General features: G+C 67.9%; 15 protein-coding genes. 5 read left to right on the top strand and 10 right to left on the bottom strand.

Annotated elements, in window-relative coordinates; translation table 11 throughout:
• The first annotated feature begins 26 nt into the window (after positions 1 to 26).
• The gene (locus tag ABZ345_RS16495) at positions 27 to 614 is read left to right on the top strand and encodes a TetR/AcrR family transcriptional regulator (protein WP_359848524.1); all 588 of its coding nucleotides are present in this window, start codon (positions 27 to 29) and stop codon (positions 612 to 614) included.
• Here the strand turns inward: ABZ345_RS16495 and ABZ345_RS16490 are convergent.
• The gene (locus ABZ345_RS16490; RefSeq protein WP_359848521.1) at positions 605 to 1654 is read right to left on the bottom strand and encodes an alkene reductase; all 1050 of its coding nucleotides are present in this window, start codon (positions 1652 to 1654) and stop codon (positions 605 to 607) included. The two genes, ABZ345_RS16495 and ABZ345_RS16490, sit on opposite strands and share 10 nt — an antisense overlap.
• Positions 1655 to 1713: 59 nt before the next feature.
• Here ABZ345_RS16490 and ABZ345_RS16485 point away from each other — a divergent pair, with 59 nt between their 5' ends.
• Positions 1714 to 2085, top strand: coding sequence for a MerR family transcriptional regulator (locus ABZ345_RS16485; protein WP_359848518.1), 372 nt, complete (start codon positions 1714 to 1716; stop codon positions 2083 to 2085).
• Here the strand turns inward: ABZ345_RS16485 and ABZ345_RS16480 are convergent, their stop codons facing one another.
• Both ABZ345_RS16480 and ABZ345_RS16475 read right to left on the bottom strand, forming a co-directional pair.
• Complete coding sequence (locus tag ABZ345_RS16480) at positions 2086 to 4827, bottom strand: M36 family metallopeptidase (protein WP_359848515.1); 2742 nt, start codon at positions 4825 to 4827, stop codon at positions 2086 to 2088. It abuts the gene before it with no gap.
• Positions 4828 to 4954: 127 nt separating this feature from the next.
• Positions 4955 to 5998 carry an NAD(P)-dependent alcohol dehydrogenase gene (locus ABZ345_RS16475; protein WP_359849073.1) on the bottom strand — a complete coding sequence of 348 codons (1044 nt, stop codon included), beginning with the start codon at positions 5996 to 5998 and terminating at the stop codon, positions 4955 to 4957.
• 144 nt (positions 5999 to 6142) lie between these two features.
• Here ABZ345_RS16475 and ABZ345_RS16470 point away from each other — a divergent pair, with 144 nt between their 5' ends.
• Together ABZ345_RS16470 and ABZ345_RS16465 are read left to right on the top strand one after the other, a co-directional pair.
• Positions 6143 to 7012: a helix-turn-helix transcriptional regulator gene (locus ABZ345_RS16470; protein ID WP_359848512.1), complete on the top strand. Its 870-nt coding sequence runs from the start codon at positions 6143 to 6145 to the stop codon at positions 7010 to 7012.
• Positions 7009 to 7293 carry a SelT/SelW/SelH family protein gene (locus tag ABZ345_RS16465; protein WP_359848509.1) on the top strand — a complete coding sequence of 95 codons (285 nt, stop codon included), beginning with the start codon at positions 7009 to 7011 and terminating at the stop codon, positions 7291 to 7293. The genes ABZ345_RS16470 and ABZ345_RS16465 overlap by 4 nt, the downstream gene beginning before the upstream one ends.
• Here ABZ345_RS16465 and ABZ345_RS16460 read toward each other — a convergent pair.
• The gene (locus ABZ345_RS16460) at positions 7288 to 8868 is read right to left on the bottom strand and encodes an FAD-dependent oxidoreductase (RefSeq protein ID WP_359848506.1); all 1581 of its coding nucleotides are present in this window, start codon (positions 8866 to 8868) and stop codon (positions 7288 to 7290) included. The genes ABZ345_RS16465 and ABZ345_RS16460 overlap by 6 nt on opposite strands.
• Positions 8869 to 8992: 124 nt before the next feature.
• Here ABZ345_RS16460 and ABZ345_RS16455 point away from each other — a divergent pair, with 124 nt between their 5' ends.
• Positions 8993 to 9490 carry a hypothetical protein gene (locus tag ABZ345_RS16455; protein ID WP_359848503.1) on the top strand — a complete coding sequence of 166 codons (498 nt, stop codon included), beginning with the start codon at positions 8993 to 8995 and terminating at the stop codon, positions 9488 to 9490.
• 4 nt (positions 9491 to 9494) lie between these two features.
• Here ABZ345_RS16455 and ABZ345_RS16450 read toward each other — a convergent pair whose 3' ends face one another.
• The 6 genes from ABZ345_RS16450 to ABZ345_RS16425 form a co-directional block, all read right to left on the bottom strand.
• On the bottom strand, positions 9495 to 10448 hold the full coding sequence (locus tag ABZ345_RS16450) for a glycine betaine ABC transporter substrate-binding protein (protein WP_359848500.1): 954 nt from the start codon (positions 10446 to 10448) through the stop codon (positions 9495 to 9497).
• Positions 10445 to 11179, bottom strand: coding sequence for an ABC transporter permease (locus ABZ345_RS16445; RefSeq protein WP_359848497.1), 735 nt, complete (start codon positions 11177 to 11179; stop codon positions 10445 to 10447). Before ABZ345_RS16445 ends, ABZ345_RS16450 begins: the two co-directional genes overlap by 4 nt.
• The gene (locus ABZ345_RS16440) at positions 11176 to 12297 is read right to left on the bottom strand and encodes an ATP-binding cassette domain-containing protein (RefSeq protein ID WP_359848494.1); all 1122 of its coding nucleotides are present in this window, start codon (positions 12295 to 12297) and stop codon (positions 11176 to 11178) included. Before ABZ345_RS16440 ends, ABZ345_RS16445 begins: the two co-directional genes overlap by 4 nt.
• Complete coding sequence (locus ABZ345_RS16435; protein ID WP_359848491.1) at positions 12284 to 12931, bottom strand: ABC transporter permease; 648 nt, start codon at positions 12929 to 12931, stop codon at positions 12284 to 12286. Before ABZ345_RS16435 ends, ABZ345_RS16440 begins: the two co-directional genes overlap by 14 nt.
• Positions 12932 to 13035: 104 nt before the next feature.
• Positions 13036 to 13548 (bottom strand): hypothetical protein, encoded by a 513-nt coding sequence (locus ABZ345_RS16430; RefSeq protein WP_359848488.1) that lies wholly within the window; start codon positions 13546 to 13548, stop codon positions 13036 to 13038.
• 63 nt (positions 13549 to 13611) lie between these two features.
• Positions 13612 to 19551, bottom strand: a complete 5940-nt coding sequence (locus tag ABZ345_RS16425) for an RHS repeat-associated core domain-containing protein (RefSeq protein ID WP_359848485.1) — start codon at positions 19549 to 19551, stop codon at positions 13612 to 13614.
• Positions 19552 to 19611 lie beyond the last annotated feature (60 nt).

Genomic DNA, 19611 nt, shown 5'->3' with positions numbered 1-19611 from the left:
TCTCGTCCAGCCCTAGGATGTGCGTCATGACCAAGCGCACCCCGACCGGCGCCGCCGTGCTGCAGCCCCAGGTGACCTCGGCGATCACCGAGGCCGTGCTCGACGAGCTCTCGTTGCACGGTTACGGCCGGCTGTCGATGGAGGCGGTCGCCAAACGCGCGGAGGTCGGCAAGAGCGCGCTGTACCGGCGCTGGCCGTCCAAACAGGACATGGTGGTCGCGGCCCTGTCGGAGTTCTCCGTGCCACTGGCCGAAGTTCCCGACACCGGCTCGCTCAGGGGCGACCTGCTGGCGACCGTCACTGCCGTCCACGACTGGCTGACCCACCCGCGGTTCGCCACGATCCTGCCGGACCTCACCGCCGAGGCCGTCCGCAATCCCGCCCTGGCCGAAGCGATCGCGGCGACCATCGGCGAACCGCGACGCGCGCTCGGAGCCGTCACGCTGCAACGGGCGGTCCACCGCGGCGAGCTACCAGCGGACTTCGACGTCGACATCGCGCTCGACCTGGTCGCCGCGCCCGTCTACTGGCGTCTCTCGGTGCGCCGGGCAGACGTCGAACCCGACTACCTCGAACGGCTCGTCGACCACCTGATGCGCGCGCTTCAGTGCTGATAGCTGGGGTAGTCGACGTATCCCGTCTCGGTCTGGAACCAGGTCTCCTGGTCGGCGCCGACCAGCGGCAGGCCCAGCCGGAACCGTTCGACGAGGTCCGGGTTGCCGAGGTACGCGCGGCCGTAGCTGATCAGGTCGGCGCCGTTGGCGAGCCAGCGCTCCCCCTGCTCGCGCGTGCTCTCGTGCGGGCCGATCTGGCCTCCGGGGTTGAGGATGAACGCCGTCGGCCACGCCTTGCGCAACCCCATCAGCACCTCGTCGTCGGCAGTCGCGAGCAGGTGGACGTAAGCCATGTCCGGCAACGCTTTCAGCAACTCGTCGTAGAGCCTGGGTATGTCGGCTTCGACGATGTCCTGGACCTCGCCGCCGGGTGAGAGCCGGATGCCGACGCGGTCCGCACCGATGGCCTCCACCGCCGCTTCGGCCGCCTCGACGGCGAACCGGATGCGCCCGGTGATCGAGCCGCCGTAGGTGTCCTCGCGCTGATTCGCGTTGGAGGACAGGAACTGCTGGATCAGGTACCCGTTCGCGCCGTGCAGCTCGACCCCGTCGAACCCGGCCTCGACCGCGCACCGGGAGGCATCGACGAACGCCTGCACCTGGTCGCGGACCTCCTGGGTCGTCAGCGCGCGGGGCACCGGCGCGGGCACCATGCCGGTGGTCGTGAACACGTCGCTCTTGGCCGCGATCGCCGACGGGCCGACGGGCTGATGCCCGGCGACCTCGAAGTGGCCGATGCGGCCGCCGTGCATGAGCTGGGCGAAGATCCGTCCACCGTTGGCGTGCACGGCATCCGTGACGACGCGCCAGGCTTCGACCTGGTCGGCGGTGTGCAGGCCGGGCATGAACGGCCCTGCCTGGCTGACCGCGCTCGGGTGCACGCCCTCGGTGACGATGAGCCCGGCGGTGGCACGTTGGGCGTAGTAGGTGGCTGTCGCTGCGGTCGGTTTGCCGTCAACGGCCCGTGCGCGGGTCATCGGCGCCATGACGAGGCGGTTCGGCAGGGTCAGGTTTCCGAGTTGGTAGCTGGTGAGAAGCATGGAAGCTAGGCTAGAAAGCTCACGTTGACGTCAGAGGTAGCTTATGTGGCGGAGGTCTCATGCGGATCGGCGAGCTGGCGGAACGCACGGGCGTGAGCGTGCGCGCGTTGCGCTACTACGAGGAGCAGGGCCTTCTCACCCCCGAACGCAGCGAGAGCGGGCAACGGCACTACAGCGACAAGGCCGTCGACCGGGTGCGGCTGATCCAGCACTTCTACGCGGCCGGGATCTCCAGCGCGGCGATCCTGGAGATGCTGCCGTGCGTGGTCACCGGGGAGGCGTCCCCGCACGTCCTGACCAAGCTGCACGAGCACCGGTCGTCGGTGGTGCGGCAGATCGAGGACCTGCGGGGAACGCTTCAGCAGCTCGACGCGGTGATCGCCGGCGCGGTCAGAGCACACGAGTCCGGTGTGCCCTGCCCGCCCGGCTGATCAGCTGCCGCGAACCCGCAGCCCACCGATGTCGGCGTAGAAGCAACCCGACCTCATCTGCGCCGGAACAGCGCAGTTCACCTCCGGGTAGAGCCCGACCTGGTTAGACAGCAGGGTCAGCCGCAGGTACCTCACGTCGTCCTTGCCCGCGGTCAACGGCACCGAACGCAGCGCGTCCTGGTCGGCGCGGGTGAAGCTGACCTTGCTCGCGAGCACCCACGTCGTGCCGTCCACGGACGTCTCGACGGTGACGTCCCTGGCCGATGCGGTCTCGTCGTCACCGCAGACACCGCTCGGTTCGACCTCGACCGAGGACAGGTCGATCGCCTGGCCCAGCTTGATGGTCACGAACTTGGGCTGCATCGACCCGTCGGGGTTGAGCTTGGCGTCGGTTGACCACGGGCGGCCGCCCAGGGCGGTCTGCACCAGCAGGTCGGCGGCACCGCAGCCGATCTCCGCGTACTCGTTGCCGTTGGTCTCGACCACCACCGCGTCCCGCGCGACCGTCGCCCAGTTCAGGTCCAACAGCCAGTCCGCCGTGGTCTGACCCGAACGCACCGGCACCGCACGGCTGACCGCGTCGTAGCCCTGGCCGAACGCGACGACCTTCGGATACGTGCCCGGCACGACGTCGGTGATCGCGTACCTGCCGTCGGCATCGGAGACCGCGACCTTGGCGCCCGCGAAACCCGAGTCGTGACCGCCGACGCGGACCGCCACGCCCTGCGCGGGCGCACCGGTCTCGGCGTTGGTGACCCGGCCGGACAGCGTGCCGGTCGGCGTGCCCGCGCGCGGCGGGGTGGTGAAGTCCTCGGCCGGAGTGATGTCCTCTCCACCGAGCGCCCCGGCGAAGAAACCCATGCCCCGCTTGGCGAACACCTTCCAGATCTGCTGGTGCGCCTGGCCGCCGTTCACCACCGTGTCGGCCTGCAGGATCGAGTTGCGCATGTCGAGGAACGACGGCCGCTGCGGGGAGAGCTCCATGGCGCGCGTGACCAGCGACCGGGTCAGCGTGACGCCCAGGGCCGTGCGCAGGTCCCACAGCGTCTCCGACCAGATCTCGCTGTCGGCGTGCACCTGCGCGCGCCCCCGGATCCGGCCGAAGTCGCCGTAGGTGAAGCCGCCAGGCCCCGCGGTGGGCGTACCGGGGCAGACGGAGGCGGGGGCACCGACAGCGCAGTCGAGCGGCTGGAACCGGAAAACGTTCTTGCCGAACGAGAGTGCACCGCCGAACACGATCTCACCGGGCGCGGACGTGTCCTTCTCGAACTTCTTGTCGACCAGGTAGTCGTGGGCGTACCAGTCGCTCCACGCCTCGCCCATCGCACCGGACTGGGCCGTTGCCAGTGCAGCGACACCGTTCGCGTCGACGACGAGCCGGTGCGACAGGCCGTGCACGTACTCGTGGTAGACGATGTCGGCGGTGTCTCCGGCATTGCCCGGCACCTGCTGGTCGTTCGGATCGTTCGGATCGTGGAACAGGAACATGCCCATGATCGGCGACTCACCGTCGGGCGGCGTGCCGAAGAACGCGTTGTTGTACGGCGTGTCCTTCGTGCCGGCACCGATCGTCGTCCACGCGGTGACGGCGTCGCCGTCGACCTTCTCGAAGTTGCCGGCCGCACGGGTGAAGCCGATCGGGAACGCCGCCAGGTGGTCGTGGAAGTTGCCGATGTACGACTGCACCTGCACGGCGTTCTGGTTGCGGTTCACCTTCCAGGACTCGGGGTCCTTCGGGTTCCAGGTGCAGCGGTACAACGCGCTGCAGGGCGTGCCGACGGTCGGCGTGAAGTCGGTGAACTTGTACTCGAACGACCCGTCCTTCTTCGCCGGGATCTCCTCTTCCGGCTGGGCCACCTGATCGCCGTTGGCGTCGGCGAAGACGTGCGCCACGTTGCCGTCGAGCGTCTTGGCACCCACCGGCAGCCAGCCCCTGCCGGACAGGTCGACCTTGTGCTGCTTACCGGCGTAGGTGTCCCACATCAGGCCGCCGACGCTGTCGTCGTCCTGGCGCTCGATCAGGTTCTCCCGGTACAGCAACGTTCCCGAGCCCGCGTCGACGACTTCGAGCCGCATCTCGTCCGGCTTGCCGCGCACGATCGTCTGCCACGCGGGCCGCACCGCGTCACCGGTGTAGAAGGCGACCTTCTTGGACGCCTCGCCCGGTGCGGACAACGTTGTCAGACCCAAGGCCGAAGGCAGGTCGCGCACCGGCGAACCGTCCAGCTGGACCAGCCGGCCGTCCTTGCTGACGTGTGCCTTCAACCCGTTGCCGAACACCGGGACCCCGTCGACCTGCTGCACGAACGACAGGTGGCGCGTGCCCGCGACGTCCACGTAGTCCTTGCGCAGGTGCAGCTTCGGCAGATCGGTTGCGCTCAGCCCGACCACGGACTGCTTGTCCCGCAGGTAGTTCAGCGCGACTTCCACCGGTGGCAACGACGACGGCCCGGTCAGGAACCCGTCGGTGCGGGCCAGCACTCGCGGTGTTCCGGTCAGGTCGTCGATGTCGACCCGTGCCTGCACACCCAGTTCGTTCTGGATCTCTGCCAGCGCAGTGGTCCGCACGCTGAGCGCGCCGACTTCCGCCTTGGGCTGGGCGTTCTCGCGGATGTCGAAGTCCGCGACGGTGGTTTTGGCGGTGGTGGTCCTGGTGACCGGTGCACTGTGCGCGGTGACCGGAGCCAGCGCGAGCAGCGCGGCTCCGGTCACGGCACAGACAGCGGCTCTCGAACGCGGCATGTCGCCCCTCGATGTCGGTTGCGGGAAGCTTCACCTTCACCACACACACGTCGAGGGGCGAGAATCCGACCGGCTGTCTGGCCGGAGGAGACCTCCAGCCGAGACGCGACCTCGCCGACCGGACAGGTCAGATCGTGGCGGTGTCGATCACGAACCGGTACCGCACGTCGCTCGACTGCACCCGGTCGTAGGCCACGTTGATCTGGTCGGCGCCGATCAGCTCGATCTCCGCGCCCAGGCCGTGCTCCGCGCAGAAGTCCAGCATCTCCTGGGTCTCCGCGATGCCGCCGATCATCGACCCGGCCAGCGTCTTGCGGCCGCCGATCAGCCCGAACAGGTTGAGCGAGATCGGCTCCTCCGGCGCGCCGACGTTCACGATCGCGCCGCCGGTCTTGAGCAGCCCGAGGTAGGCGCCGAAGTCGAGCGGTGCGGACACCGTCGAGACGATCACGTCGAACTTGCCCGCCAGCTCGGTGAACGTGGCCGGGTCGCTGGTGGCGCGGAAGTCCTGGGCGCCGAGCTTGAGCCCGTCGTCCTTCTTGCGCAACGACTGCGACAGCACGGTCACCTCGGCGCCGAGCGCGGCGGCGATCTTGACGCCCATGTGGCCGAGTCCGCCCAGGCCGACGATGGCGACCTTCTTGCCCGGCGCGACGCCCCACTGCTTGAGCGGCGAGTACAGCGTGATGCCCGCGCACAGCAGCGGCGCGGCGACGTCCAGCGGGAGGCCGTCCGGGATCCGCACGACGAAGTTCTCGTCCACCACGATCTGCTTCGAGTAGCCGCCGTAGGTGACGTCGCCGTTCTTGTCGACGCCGTTGTAGGTCATCGTGTTGCCGCCGGTGCAGTACTGCTCGAACCCGCGCAGGCAGTTGTCGCATTCCCGGCACGAGTCGACCATGCAGCCGACACCGACGCGGTCACCGACGGCGTAGCGGGTCACCTCGGAGCCGACCTCGGCGACCACACCGGCGATCTCGTGGCCGGGGACCATCGGGAAGATCGCTTCGCCCCAGCCCTCGTTGACCTGGTGGATGTCGGAGTGGCAGATGCCCGCGAACTTGATGTCGATCAGAACGTCGTGCGCGCCGACCGCGCGACGCTCGATGCTGGTGCGCTCCAGCGGTGCCTTGGGTGCGGGAGCGGCGTAGGCAGCGACGGTGCTCATCAGGGTTTCTCCTCGGTTTCGTCGTGTCGCTTGACGACACTGCTCCGGTTCGAGGGCCTTACCCAGACACCTGGTTTTCGTACGACTGGTGTGCCTACCACTGGCAGTAGCAGGCACGACGTCCCTGGTCCGGGGATACTCGACGGCATGACCGTCGATCCGCGCACCGAGCTGAGCGAGTTCCTGCGCAGCCGCCGAGCGCGGCTGTCGCCTGACGACGTGGGGCTGCCCCAGTACGGCAGGGCCCGCCGCGTGCCGGGCCTGCGCCGCGAAGAGCTCGCGCAGCTCGCGGGCGTCTCGGTCGCGTACTACACGCGTCTGGAACAGGGCAACGGGCGCAACGTCTCGACCGAGGTCCTGGACTCGATCGCCCGCGCGTTGCGGCTCAACGACGCCGAACGCGCCCATTTGCGGAACCTGACGCACAGCAAGCCGGGCAAGAAGAGGGCCGCGCGTACGCACGTGCGGCCGGCGTTGCAGCACCTGCTCGACAGCGTGGGAGTGCCCGCGTACGTCGGTGGCCGCCGTTCCGACATCCACGCGTGGAACTCTATGGCCGCGGCGTTGTTCGGCGACTGGGGCGCGCTGGAACCACGCGACAGGAACTGGGCGCGGCTGATCTTCCTGCGACCGTCCTACCAGGAGCTTTTCGTCAACTGGCAGGAGAAGGCCGCGGACGTCCTCGGGTTCCTGCGGATGGACGCGGGCTGTTACCCGGACGACCCCGAGCTGGCCGCGCTGGTCGGGGAGCTCTCCGTGAAGAGCGACCTGTTCCGGCAGCTCTGGGCCAAGCACGACGTCAAGGAGAAGACCTTCGGCGTCAAGAAGATGCGCCATCCACTCGTCGGTGAGCTGTCGCTGTCCTGGGAGACTCTGAGGCTGCCCAACGAGCCCGACCTGTTCTTCACCACGTACCACGCTGAACCCGGCACGGCGTCCGCCGAGGCGCTGCAGCTGCTCGCGAGCTGGGGCTCCGATGCCACCCAGGCGGGCACCTCTGTTAGATCTCAGGCATGAGGACACCGCGTCTGGAGATCGAGTACTGCACCCAGTGCCGGTGGCTGCTGCGCGCCGGATGGACCGCGCAGGAGCTGCTGACCACGTTCACGACCGAGCTGGGTGAGGTCGCGCTGATCCCCGGCACCGGTGGGGTGTTCGACGTGCGGCTCGACGGCGAGACCGTGTGGTCGCGCAAGGAGCAGGAGGGCTTCCCGGACCTCGCCGTGCTCAAGCAGTTGGTGCGCGACCGGGTGGCGCCGGAACGGTCGTTGGGCCACACCGATCGCAAGCAGTCATAGGTGCCGGGCGCCCAGGTACGCGAACACCATCGCGGCGCCGATCGTGCAGCCCGGACCCGGATAGGACCGTCCCATCACCGTGGCGGTCGTGTTCCCGGCCGCGTACAGGCCTTCGATGACCGAGCCGTCAGGCTTGAGCACCCGTGCGTGCTCGTCGGTGACGAGGCCGCCCTTCGTGCCGAGGTCGCCGGGGAAGACCTGGGCGGCGTAGAACGGCGCGGTGTCGAGCGCGCTCAGGTTCGGGTTGGGACGGACGCGCGGGTCGCTGTAGTAGCGGTCGTAAGCGTCGTTGCCACGCCCGAAGTCCTCATCCTCGCCTGACCGTGCGAAGCCGTTGAACCTGTCGACGGTCTTGCGCAGGTTCTCGTACGGCACACCGATCCTGTTCGCCAGCTCGGCGAGCGTGCCGGCCTTGGTCAGGATGCCGTTGCCGTCCGGCGTCTCGCCCGGTTTGAGGATGACGAACGGGTACCACTGGCGGTGCTGGTCGTCGATGATCATCCACGCGGGCACGCTGCCGCGCCGGTAGATCTGGTGGCCGCACTCGTTGTAGGACATCGCCTCGTCCATGAACCGGTTGCCCTGGTCGTCGATGATGATCGAGCCGGGGAAAGCGCGTTCCCGCAGTGACCCCACCGCGATGCCGCCGGGGAAACCGACCGCGGGCGTCCACCAGGCCTCGTCCATCAACGCCGTGGCGGCGCCGAGTGCGATGCCCATCTGCAGCACCTCACCGGTGTCGGTCGGTGAGGCGTTCGTCCACCTCGTGCCGGTGGGGTGCGGAAGATGTTGCTGCCGCATCGCGTCGTTGTGCGCGAACCCGCCCGCTGCCAGGAAGACCTTGCCGCCGACCCTTCGTTCCTCCCCGTCCTTGGTGACCACGACGCCGGTGACCCGGCCGTCCTGCGTGATGAGTTCCTTCACCGCGCTGTTGAGCCAGATCTCGGCGCCGCGCTCGGCCGCCAGCTTGACCAGCTGACCGATCAGCGACGCTCCGCCGGTCAACGCGGGGTTGCGGCCGATCTTGCGGATCCTCGTCACCCACAGCTCGGTGAACCAGCCCCGGATCGTCCGCTTCGCCAGGCCCAGCAACCGGATCTCGGTGGTGTACATGGGCGTGGCGAGCGCGCTTGCCCGCAACCGCAGCTTGCTCATCCACTCGCCGAGCTTCGCGCCGTCGACCACACTCGCCTCGACGCAGCGGCCGCGCGTGCTCGCACCCGGCAGAGTCGGGTGGTAGTCGGGATATCCCTTCGACCACCGCAACTTGAGGCCCTCCTTGAGAAGAAACGACACCATGTCCGGGCCGTGCTTCACGAACGCCTCCTGCCGGACCGCCGAACTGTCCGCACCGGCGGTCGCGGCCAGGTATCTCAGCGCGTCGCCGGCGTTGTCCGTGCCGCGCAGCAACGGGTTCGCCGGAACCCAGAGCCCGCCACCGGACAACGCCGACGAACCACCGACCAGATCGGACTTCTCCAGCACCAGCGGTTTCAGCCCGCGCGCCGCCGCGGTCAGAGCGGCGACCAGTCCCGAGGCTCCACTACCGATGATCACAACGTCGTAGTCAGGCATGCGGGCATCATGTCGCTGTCATCGCACCCATCGCCATGACCGCAAGTCTTCTGTTCGCCGAGCGGGCCACCCTTCGTGGTGAACCGGCACCGCTGATCGCCCACCGGCTCGTATCGTGTGGTCCGTGCATCCGAACCAGGGTTGGCAACCGCAGCAGCCACAGGGACACGGGTGGGGTCCTCCGCCCAGGCCGAGCACCGCACCCGCGTTCCTCGCCGGCGGCCTGTGGCTGCTGGTGGCGGTGCTCTGCTTCGTCCTGGCGGGACTGAACTCCGCGCACGGCAAGGGCATCCGGCAGACCCCGGAGGCCGCCGTCGCGTTGCTCGGACTGGCGTTCGGGCGCGGCTTCATCGGCAACGGCGACCCGGCGATCGTGGCCACCTACGTCGCGGGCGGTGTGGTGCTGCTGCTCACCGCGTTGCTGATGGCCCGGCTCGGGTTCGCGCGCTGGATCCTCGCCGGGCTCGGGTTCCTCGTGGCCGCCTACTACGTCTTCGCCGTCATCCGGCTGACGATCAACCACGGCGGCACGCTCATCATCGTGCCGGGCATCGCTCTGCTGCTGTGGCTGGCCGCGTCGATGGTGTCGGTGATCCCGCCGGTCGGCAAGGCGATGCGGTGAGCTGTCAGTCCGTTCGGACGAGCCCCTTCGACACCATCCAGTCACGAGCGACCGCGCCCGCGTCCCTGCCCTCCACGTCGACCTGACGGCACAGCTCGATCATCTGGTCGTTGGTCAGCGCGCGGCTGACCGTCTCGAGCGGACCGCGGACCCGCGGGTGGCGGGCCAGGAACTCCGCCCGCACGGTCGGGGCGACGTTGTACTGCGGGAAGGCCTTCCTGTCGTCCTCCAGCACGCGGAGCTTCTGCGCGGCGATCCGGCCGTCGGTGGTGAACACCTCGCCGACCGGGCAGGTGCCGCCCGCGACGGCCGAGTAGATCGTGCCGATGCCGAAGTTCTTCACCTCGGTGGCCGGGAAGCCGTAGGTGCGTTGCGCCGCGGGGAAACCGTCCTGGCGGCTGGTGAACTCGGTCTCCAGGCAGAAGACGGCCTGGTCCGGGTTCTGGCCGAGGAACTTCGCGAGGTCCGAGGTCGTCCTGAGACCGTGCTCCGAGCCGTACGCCTCGGTGACGGCGAACGCGTACTGGTCGTTGAGCGGCGAGTAGGCGAGCCACTCGACGCCGAACCGTTCGAGGTCCGCCTTCTTCGTCGCGTCGTACTGCGCCTGTTCCCCGCCGGGCACGGGAAGCTCGTTGCCCTGATAGTTGATCCAGCCCGTGCCGGTGTACTCCCAGGTGACGTCGACCTCGCTGGTGAGCAACGCCTGCCGCGCGGTCTGCGAGCCCTTCAGGTCGGTCAGGTCGACCACGTCCGCACCCGCGGCCGACAACGCCATCTCGGCCAGGTACCCGAGCAGGATGTTCTCGGTGAAGTCCTTGGACCCCACCGTGATCTCAACGCCCTTGAGCGACGACTCCGGCTGGATGGAGCCAGGGAACACCTTGTACGGCAACGCGGTGTTGACGTCGAGGCCGCAGCCGGCCAGGCACAGCACCAGAACGAGCAGAACCCTCTTCATCGCAACCCCTTGGGGCCGAACCACTGCTCGATGACCGCGCCGACCCAGTCGACCAGCAGCGCGAGACCCGCCGCCAGCGCAGAGCCGGTCACCAGGACCTTCATCAGGTTCAGCTTGTAGCCGGTGTCGATCAGCAACCCGAACCCGCCCGCGTTGACGAACAACCCGAACGTCGCCGTGCCGACCGCGAGCACCAGCGAGGTGCGCAGGCCGGCGAGGATCAGCGGTGTCGCGAGCGGGAACTCGAGCCGCCACAGCACACCCGGCGCCGACATCCCGATGCCCCGTCCGGCGTCCACAAGGGACGGATCGACCTGCTGCAGGCCGACGATCGTGTTCCGCAGCACCGGAAGCAACGAGTAGAACGCGAGCGGCAGCGCGGCCACCCACAGCCCGCCCGACGCGCCGGTCAGCAGGAACCACAGCACCAGCACGCCCAGCGCGGGCGCGGCCTGGCCGACGTTCGCCACGGCCAGCAACACCGGCGCGAGCCAGCGCGCCCACGGCCGGGTCGCGACGACGCCCGCCGGAACCGCGACCAGCACGACGATCGCGGTCACCACCACCGTCATCATCAGGTGATCCGCCAGCGCCCGCAGCAGCGATGACGCGTTGAGCGTGCTCTTCTCGGTGGCGGTCAACGAACTCGAGAACACCCACGCCAGCACGCCGCCGACGATCAGCAGCACCGCGACCGGTTGCGCCCAGAACCTGATCCGGCCGGCCGTCATGCGGTCGCTCGCAACCGTTGCACGACATCGGTCACGGTCGCGAGGTCGAGCGTGCCGACGTACTCACCGCGACTGCCGGTGACGACCGCGCGCCCGCCCTCGTTGACCATCGCCTCCAGCGCGTCCCGGAGCGTCGACTGCAGCGTCACGGAGTCCTGCACCGGCCGTCCGATGCCCACCAGCGACCTCGCGTGCGTCAGCTCCTTCTGGTGCACCCACCGCAACGGCCGGCCGCGCTGGTCGAGCACCAGCACGAACCGCTGCTCACCCAGCTCCACAGTGGACGGATCGGCGTCGACACGAGCGGTGACCGCCTGTCCCAGCTCGACGTCGCGAACCCTCGTCAACGTCAACGCTTTCAGCGACGCACCGGCGCCGACGAATCCGGCCACCGTGTCGTCCGCCGGGTTGGCCAGGATCGCGTCGGGCGTGTCGTACTGCAGGATCGCCGACCGGTCGCCGAGCACCGCGATCTTGTCGCCGAGCTTCACCGCCTCGTCGAAGTCGTGCGTCACGAACACGATCGTCTTGTGCAGCTCGCCCTGCAGTCTCAGCAACTCGTCCTGCAGGTGCCCGCGCGTGATCGGGTCGACCGCGCCGAACGGCTCGTCCATCAGCAACACCGGCGGGTCGGCGGCCAGCGCACGCGCGACCCCGACCCGTTGCTGCTGGCCACCGGAGAGCTGGCGCGGGAACCGGTCGGCGAACTCACCGGGGTCGAGCCCGACGAGGTCCATCATCTCCTCGACGCGCGCCGCGATCTTCTTCCTGTCCCAGCCCAGCAGGCCCGGCACGATGCCGATGCTCTGCGCCACCGTGAAGTGCGGGAACAGCCCTGCCTGCTGGATCGCGTACCCGACGCGCCGCCGCAGGTCGTCAGGGTCGATCTTCAGCGCGTCCTCGCCGCCGATCGTGATCGTGCCCGAGGTCGGCTCGATCAGCCGGTTGATCATCCGCATGGTCGTCGTCTTGCCGCACCCGGACGGCCCGACGAACACCACGATCTTCCCCGCGGGCACGACCATCGAGAAGTCGTCGACCGCCGCCGCCTTCTGCCCGGGATACCGCTTGGTCACGTGGTCGAGCCGGATCTCACTGCCTTTTTCAGCCACGGACACCCCTGGAGACGGTGAAACGGTTGACCAGCACGTAGATGCCGTCGAGCAGCAGCGCGAGGACGACGACGCCGATCGTGCCGGTGAGGGCCTGGTTCACCGAGTTGGCGCTCCCGGCGTTCGCGAGCCCGGAGAACACCTCGGAACCCAGACCGGGCCCTTTCGCGTACGCCGCGATGACCGCGATGCCCATCAGCATCTGCGTCGCAACCCGCATTCCGGCCAGAATCGCGGGCCATGCCAGCCGCAACTCGACCCGCGTGAGCACCCCGATTCTGCTCATCCCGACCCCTCTGGCCGCGTCGCTGACCGCGGGATCGACGCCCGCGAGTCCCACGATCGTGTTGCGCACGATCGGCAGCAACGCGTAAAGCACCAATGCGACGACCGTCGTGTCCGCGCCGAGCCCGAACACCGGAATCAGCAACGCCAGCAGTGCGAACGACGGAATGGTGAGAATCGTGCTCGCCAACGCCGTGGCCAGCGCGGATCCGACCGGGCTGCGATACACCGCGACCCCGATCACCACACCGAGGACAGCCGCCAGAACCGTGCATTGAACAACGGCGCTCAGGTGCAACAACGCCTGCAAAGACAGCCGATCCCAGCGATCGGCCACGTACTCGAGAACATTCACCTGGAGGCCCCGCCCGCCGAAGTTGGCGTCAACCCAACCCCATTGGCGGCGAATGGGCAACCATTCGTCACCGAACCAGAACGGGCGGAGTGCGATTTCTCGTGCTATCGCCCCGAAATTTCGGACGCGAAGAAGTCGTGCAGAGCGGTGAGGAACTCCGGAAGCGACGCGGCCACGACTCGCACGCGCGAGTCCCAGTCGTCGTAGACGCCACGGCGGTCGACCGCACCCGGCGGCAACTGGTACACGGGCGCGCCATCAGGAAGTCCGAGGGCGAAGTGCGTCCCGCCACCGTCCGCGCCGAACGTCACCAGATCACTGGTGAGAGCGCCCTCCACCCGGACGATCTGCCTGCCGTCACGTCCGCCCACCGTGTGCCGCGCGTTCGAGATGAAGTAGCCGTTCTGCAGGTCCGGCAGCGACACCTCCGCCACGTGCCGGTAGAACTCGGCGAGCGGCGCGGGCAGGTCGTCCACGCCGTCGGGGACGGGTTCGGTGGCGGGCGTGACCTTGTTCTCGCCGGGCGGGTACCCGAACTTCTCCTCGAAGCCCGCGACCAGCCGATCCGCGAGCCCGTTCATCGACGTGATCCACCGCTCGTAGTCGAAGCCGTTCACGACCTGCACCTTACTTGTGGGACGGGGCGGGGAGGCGCCGCGAGGGCCTCCCCGCCGGGGTGGTCACGGCCAGTACCAGAACGAACCGCCGAACTCCTCGTCGATGCGCCGCGCGAAGTCCTCGATCTGGCTCCGGTTGGCGTTCGGGTTCTGCCGGCCGAAGTCGGCCCACCGGTTGGTGATGTCCTGGTGGTGGTTGTCCGCCCGGCCGTGGTTCGGGCTGTTGGTCCGGCTGCCGGGAACACCGCGGATGTTCGACGGGGCGTCGAAGTCGAAGTCCTTGAACTCCGGGTGGTTGCGGTACTCCTGCGGGATCGCGTGGTGCGCGTCCCAGTCGTCCGGCAGCCGCGGCTTGCCCTGCCTGCCCAGGTCGGCGTTGTAGCGGCCGCGCCAGTTGTCCTTCGCGATGTTCGGGTCTTCCGGCGCCCTCGGCTTGTCCGGCTGCTGCACCGAACTGGATCCGGGCGAGCTCTCGAACAGACCACCGACGCTCTGCGCGAACAACGCCGCTCCGCCGGCCATGATGCCGCCGCCCGTGAGAATTCCGGCGACGCCCAGCGCACCACCCGCGAGACCGGGTGCGCACAACACCCCCGTGGCGCACGCGGCGGGTGCGACGAGCAGCGGAGCACTCACCTCGATCAGCAGGCCACCGCCGATCATCATCCCGGCACCACCGAGCATGCCGCCGATGTCGTCGATGTGGTCGCCCATGTAGCTGAACGCGTCACCGATCGCGTTGCCCGTCGCGTTCGCCGCGTCACCGACGGCGTCACCGGTGTCGCAGATCCAGTCCCACGCCCAGCAGTGGCCGTCGATCTCCACCCGGCTGATCGGGTTGCCGCCGGTGAACGCGTACCGGTTGCCCGTCCACGCACTGGTGCCCAGCTGCAGGTCCGCCAGCGCGCCGTTGTAGCTGTCGCGGGTGAGGAACCTGTTCAGGCCTGGGTTGTAGTCCCGGAAGCCCATGTCGTAGCTGCCGGTGGTGCTGTCCCACCGCTTTCCGTTGAAGCGGTAGAAGTTGTACGGCTCCTTGCCCGGCTGCTGCGCGTCCGGCTTGTCGATGCCGGTGAACGACTCCTCGTCGTCCTTGCCGTACGCCGTGTACCCGTAGGTGGACTTGGTGTTGCCGCTGTCGTCGGTCAGCAGCTCGACGTCGGTGTGCGGGTTGAAGCCGAACTGCGCCTGCTCGGTGGTGCCGTCGTCCTTGTGCGTGGTCTGCGACAGCCTCCGGCCGTTCGGGCTGTGCTGGTACGACTTCGTCAGCTTGCCGCCGAGCTGCTCGGTCAGCACCTCCGACGACAGGCCGAGGTAGGCGTAGTCGGTCGTCTTGCCGCCTTCGGTCCGTGTCGTCGTGCGGTCGATCGGGTCGTAGGCGAACTTGATCGTGACGAGGTCCGTGCTGCCGTTCTTGAGCTTCTGCTGCTCGGCGATCCGGTCGAAGCCGTCGTAGCGGTACTTCTCGATCGTCTTCCCGAGCGCCGTCACCTTGTCCAGCCGGCCGAACGGGTCGTACGAGTGCCGTGCCGTCTGCCCGTCGACGGACGCGGACGTGACCCTGTTGCGGTCGAAGGTGTACTTCGTGGTCTTGCCCTCGAGCGTCTGCTCGACGACGTTGCCGTTGGCGTCGTGGACGTACGACTCGGTCTCCAGCTCCTTGCCCGCCGGGTCGGACTTGACCTGCTTGCGCAGCCGGTTCACCGGGTCGTACTCGTAGGTCAGCGTGCGGTCGAGGTACGCCGAGTTGTTGTCGGCGTTCATCGTCTTGGCGATGTCCTTGGTGCGCTGGCCGTTCGCGTCGTATTCGACCGTGTGCTCGTTGACGAGCGTCCCGTCGGGCTTCTTCTCGGCGTAGTGCCGCTGCATCCCGTCGAGGAAGTACTCGTAGCCCACGACGTTGCCGTTGGCCTTGGTCTCTTCGAGCACCTGCCGGCGTGCGTCGTACTCGAACGACGCCACCTGCGGCTTGGCGTCCGGCGTGTGGCCGGTGTTGGTGACCTTGGTGATCAGGTTGCGGACGTCGTACTCGAACGACGACGACTGCGACGGGTGCTCACGGGTCTTCGGGTTGCCGTCGGCGTCGTAGGTGTAGCTGGTGACCTTGCTCTCGGCGCCGATCTCCTGGACCTGTTTGATCTGGTCGAGCTGGGTGTAGGCGACCGCGTACCTGCTGACCTTGGCGGCCGAACTGCTGTCGGTCATCTCGACGAGGTTGTCGTTGGCGTCGTAGGAGAAGCCGAACGTCTTCTGCTCGTCGTCGGTCTCACCACTGCCGTCGCGGACGACCTTGACGGCGTCGGCGACGACGGTGCCGTTCGCCTGGTCGGACAGCGTGATCTTCTTGACCGCGTCCTCGGTGAAGCCGAAGCTGCCGAGCGACACCCACTGTCCCGGCTGCTGGGTCTGGTCGACCTGCTTCGTCTCGGTGCCGCCGTCGTGTTCCACCGCGTAGGAAGCGTTCTTCGCGGTGGCGGTGTTGGCGTAACGGGTGAACACCTCGTACTTGCCGGAGCGCGGCACGTCGATCAGCCAGCTGAACGTGTCGGCGCCGTCGCCCGCGTTGTGCGTGCGGTAGTCGAAGCCCTCGTGGTCACCGCCGGCCGTGCCCGCCGTGCCCCACTCGCCCTTGACCTCGACCGCCTGGTCGGAGTTGTCGACGACGAGCACGTCCTTGCCGACCGGGACGCCGTCGTCCTTGCGGGACAACTGTTTGCCGTCCGGGGTGTACTCCCACTCCATCGACCTGGTGGACGAACCACCCGCCGCGGTGAGCACTCGCCTGGTCTGCTTGCCGATGGCGTTGTACTCGTAGGTGGCGGTGATGTTCCACGGGTCGACGGACGACTTCAGCCAGCCGTTGTCGAAGTAGGAGTTCGTGGTGACGTTGCGGACGGTCTGGCCTGCCGACGGTGGCGCGCTGGTCTCGACGAGGTTGCCGACCTCGTCGTAGCCGTAGAGCGTGCGGTCCGGTGTCTTGACCCGAGCGTCGTCCTTGTCGAACGGCGCGAGCTTCTCCTTGACCCGGTTCAGCTCGTCGTAGATCACCTGCTCGGTGAAGTCGTCCGGGTCGTCGCCGGTCTCGACGCCCTTCGGCGTGATCGTCTTCGTCTTGTTGCCGACGGCGTCGTACTCGAACCGGCTGACCCGCTCGACGTTGGCGGCATGCGGCGAACGGACTTCGCGCACCATCGCGCGTTCGTCCAGCACGCGCACGGTCCTGTTGCCGTTCTGGTCGATCGCCGCCAGCACGTTGCCGTCTCGGTCGTACTCGGACCCCGTGCTGTGGCCGGCCGCGTCGATCACCTTGGTGACGCGGTGGTTGAGATCGAACTCCGAGCGCGACGTCCTGCCGAGCGGGCTCGTCTCGGACACCACGTTGCCCACGACGTCATAGGCGTTGGTCGACCGGTCACCCGTCGCCAAGGTCGTCTCGACCAGCCGGTTGAGCTGGTCGTAGGCGAAGGTGGTCGCGAAGTCCTTGTCGTCGTTCCTCGTCAGCGTGCCCTCGGGCGCGGTGTCCTTGACGAGGTTGCCGGCCGCGTCGTACTCGTAGGTCGACGTCTTCACCTTGCCGGTGGCGCTGTCCTTCGGCGTCGTGACGGACGTGATCTCGTCCATCGCGCCGTAACTCGCGGTGGAGACGGCACCGTTCGGAGCGGTCTTCTCCAGCACGTTGTCGTTCTGGTCGTAGCGCGGTCCCGGTGTGACGATGAACTTCCCGGCGGCCGCGTCCTGCGGGACCCTGGTCGTACCCGGCCGCTTGAAGATGTCGTAGGTGTAGGTGCTGGTCTTCTGCTTGGCATCGGTGAACGACACGACGTTGCCGACGACGTCGTACGCCGTTGTGGAGACACACCCGAGGGCGTCGATCGACCGGCGCGGGTAGCCGGTCGGATCGAAGTCCTCGAACCGGCTCGTGTGGCCGTTGGCGTCGGTCGCGGCCTTGAGCTGACCGAACTCGTCGTACTCGTTCTTGCTGACGAACCCCTTGGGGTCGGTGACCGACGTCAGGTTGCCCCGCTCGTCGAGCCCGAACGTCCACTTGCGACCTTCCGGCGTGGTCTTCTCCGACAACTCGGCGGTGTGTCCGTCGAGCTTCGTCCGGTAACCGAGCTTCGTCGGCGCCGTGTTGTGGGCGTTCGCCTCGGCGTCCTTGATCTCCAGCGGAAACCCGGTCTTGGGGTCGTACTTCCACGTGGTCGTCGCGCCGTTGTGCTCGCGCATCAACCGGACGTTGTTGTCGGCGTCCCAGGCGAGGTCGGTCACCTCGCCCTTGGCGTTGGTCTGCTTGACCGGCCTGCCGAAGCCGTCCAGCTGGAACGTCGTGCCGTTGCGGTTCGGGTCGGTGACGGTGGACGAGACGGATTCACCGTTGCGACCGTCGGGGTCGCTGTAGTCGAACGCGGTGGTGTGCCCGCGGCGGTCGACGAGTTCCTGCACCCGGTACCGCCGGAAGTGATCGCCCGGCTCCTCGAAGTACTTGACCTGGGTGCCGCGGCCGAGCGCGTCGTTGATCCGCACCAGCTTCGAGTCGTGGTCGCGCGGATCGGCGTAGAGGAGCGAGACCACCTTCTGGCCAGGCGTGTCCGCGCCGTCCACGACCTCCTGCAACTGGCCGCGGTCGCTGTAGGCGAACGTGGTCCGGCGGCCGCTGATGTCGGTGATCGAGCGCAGCTGGCTGGTGATCGAGGTGTTCGTCAGGTTCTTCCCGAACACCTTGACGTTGTCCACGAAGGAGAAGAAGTCGTCACCGCGCTGGTAGTAGTCCAGCGTGAGCACCCGGCGGCCGGTCGTGTCGGTGATCTCGGTGAGCACACCGGTGTTGCGGTTGCCGTGTGTGGTGCGGACGTAGGTGAACTTCAGCTCGTTGTTGTTCTTGTCGGCGATCGCGGTCTGGTAGCCGTCTGCGTCGAAGAAGTTCCGCGTGCTGTCCGGGTGCGTCATCACCCAGGTGCGCGACTTGTCGTCACCACCATTGCGGGCGAGGTGCAGGTGCACTCCGGCCGGGCTGTCGTACGACCACTTCTTCTTGTCGTTGCTGCCGTTCTTGTTCAGCTCGAACCAGTGGCTGGTGCCGTCACCGTCGATCAGCGTGACCTTCGCCGGGTAGTCCGGGTCGCTGAGCAACGGCCGGTGGAACTGCAGTGGCGAGCCGAGCCGGTGCAGGCTCGACGTGGTCAGCGACCAGCCGGTGCCGAGGTAGGAGTTCGAGTTGTCCAGGCTGTTGTAGTTGAGCCGGACGAACGTGCTCAAGCCCCGGTTCGGGTTGGTGTAGGCGTTGAAGCCAATGACGGCGTTGCCGGAGTACTGGTTCACCGTCGAGGACCAGCCAGTGCCTGCGTTGATCCCGTTGTACTGGTAGAACTTCTCCAGCCCGAGCTGGTCGGAAGTCGGGTACTCGGCGGTGACCGGCTGGCTCAGCGTGGGCACCTTCGCGGTGTCCGAGAGCCACTTGTCCGTGTGCTTGTCGCGCAGATCCCAGTCCAGCACGAAGGTTTCGCGCTGCTGACCGAGATCGGTGTTGATCGGCGCCTTGACCACCGCCTGCACGGTGACGGACTGACCCGGCGCGATGTCGTTCGGCAGCGCCGTGTCCGCGCGGTTGGACGGCTTCGTGTAGTCCGTGCCGTCCGGCAGTTTCCAGTGGTAGGAAAGGACGAAGTTCGCTTTGGGCAACGGCGCCGCGGTCGTGTTGGTCACCTTGACCTCGACCGAGTACTCCTCGCCGGGAATCATCCGCTGCGGCGTGAGCAGCGCCGAGTAGGCGGACGTGGTCTCCTCCGCCGACTGCGGCGCACGAGGCGCGGGCGCGCCGGCGTCGGATCTCCTGGCCGCTGCTGTTTCCGGTGTGACACAACGGATTTGTGAGCGCAGCTCGGCTTTCTGCTGCCCGGTTTTCTGCTGCTCGGTCCGAGCAGCGACCGGCGCCGCCTGGACCGGTGAGCCCGACGCGACCAGCGCGACGAGCAGTGCGATCGTTCCGAGTTTCCGGACTGTCCCCACAGTCACCCTCCCCCTACGCGCCAGGGGGCAGCCGAGCACACGCCGTCAGCACATTCTTGT

The sequence above is a fragment of the Lentzea sp. NPDC005914 genome, assembly GCF_040629405.1.
Taxonomy (GTDB): domain Bacteria; phylum Actinomycetota; class Actinomycetes; order Mycobacteriales; family Pseudonocardiaceae; genus Lentzea.
This window is presented reverse-complemented; position numbering and strand designations above follow the sequence as displayed.

What these genes read in the sequence shown, in the direction of transcription:
- ABZ345_RS16495 (WP_359848524.1), top strand. Translation starts at nt 27, where the DNA reads ATGACCAAGCGCACCCCGACCGGCGCCGCCGTGCTGCAGCCCCAGGTG.
- ABZ345_RS16470 (WP_359848512.1), top strand. Translation starts at nt 6,143, where the DNA reads ATGACCGTCGATCCGCGCACCGAGCTGAGCGAGTTCCTGCGCAGCCGC.
- ABZ345_RS16485 (WP_359848518.1), top strand. Translation starts at nt 1,714, where the DNA reads ATGCGGATCGGCGAGCTGGCGGAACGCACGGGCGTGAGCGTGCGCGCG.
- ABZ345_RS16445 (WP_359848497.1), bottom strand. Translation starts at nt 11,179, where the DNA reads ATGACGGCCGGCCGGATCAGGTTCTGGGCGCAACCGGTCGCGGTGCTG.
- ABZ345_RS16480 (WP_359848515.1), bottom strand. Translation starts at nt 4,827, where the DNA reads ATGCCGCGTTCGAGAGCCGCTGTCTGTGCCGTGACCGGAGCCGCGCTG.
- ABZ345_RS16465 (WP_359848509.1), top strand. Translation starts at nt 7,009, where the DNA reads ATGAGGACACCGCGTCTGGAGATCGAGTACTGCACCCAGTGCCGGTGG.
- ABZ345_RS16490 (WP_359848521.1), bottom strand. Translation starts at nt 1,654, where the DNA reads ATGCTTCTCACCAGCTACCAACTCGGAAACCTGACCCTGCCGAACCGC.
- ABZ345_RS16460 (WP_359848506.1), bottom strand. Translation starts at nt 8,868, where the DNA reads ATGCCTGACTACGACGTTGTGATCATCGGTAGTGGAGCCTCGGGACTG.
- ABZ345_RS16450 (WP_359848500.1), bottom strand. Translation starts at nt 10,448, where the DNA reads ATGAAGAGGGTTCTGCTCGTTCTGGTGCTGTGCCTGGCCGGCTGCGGC.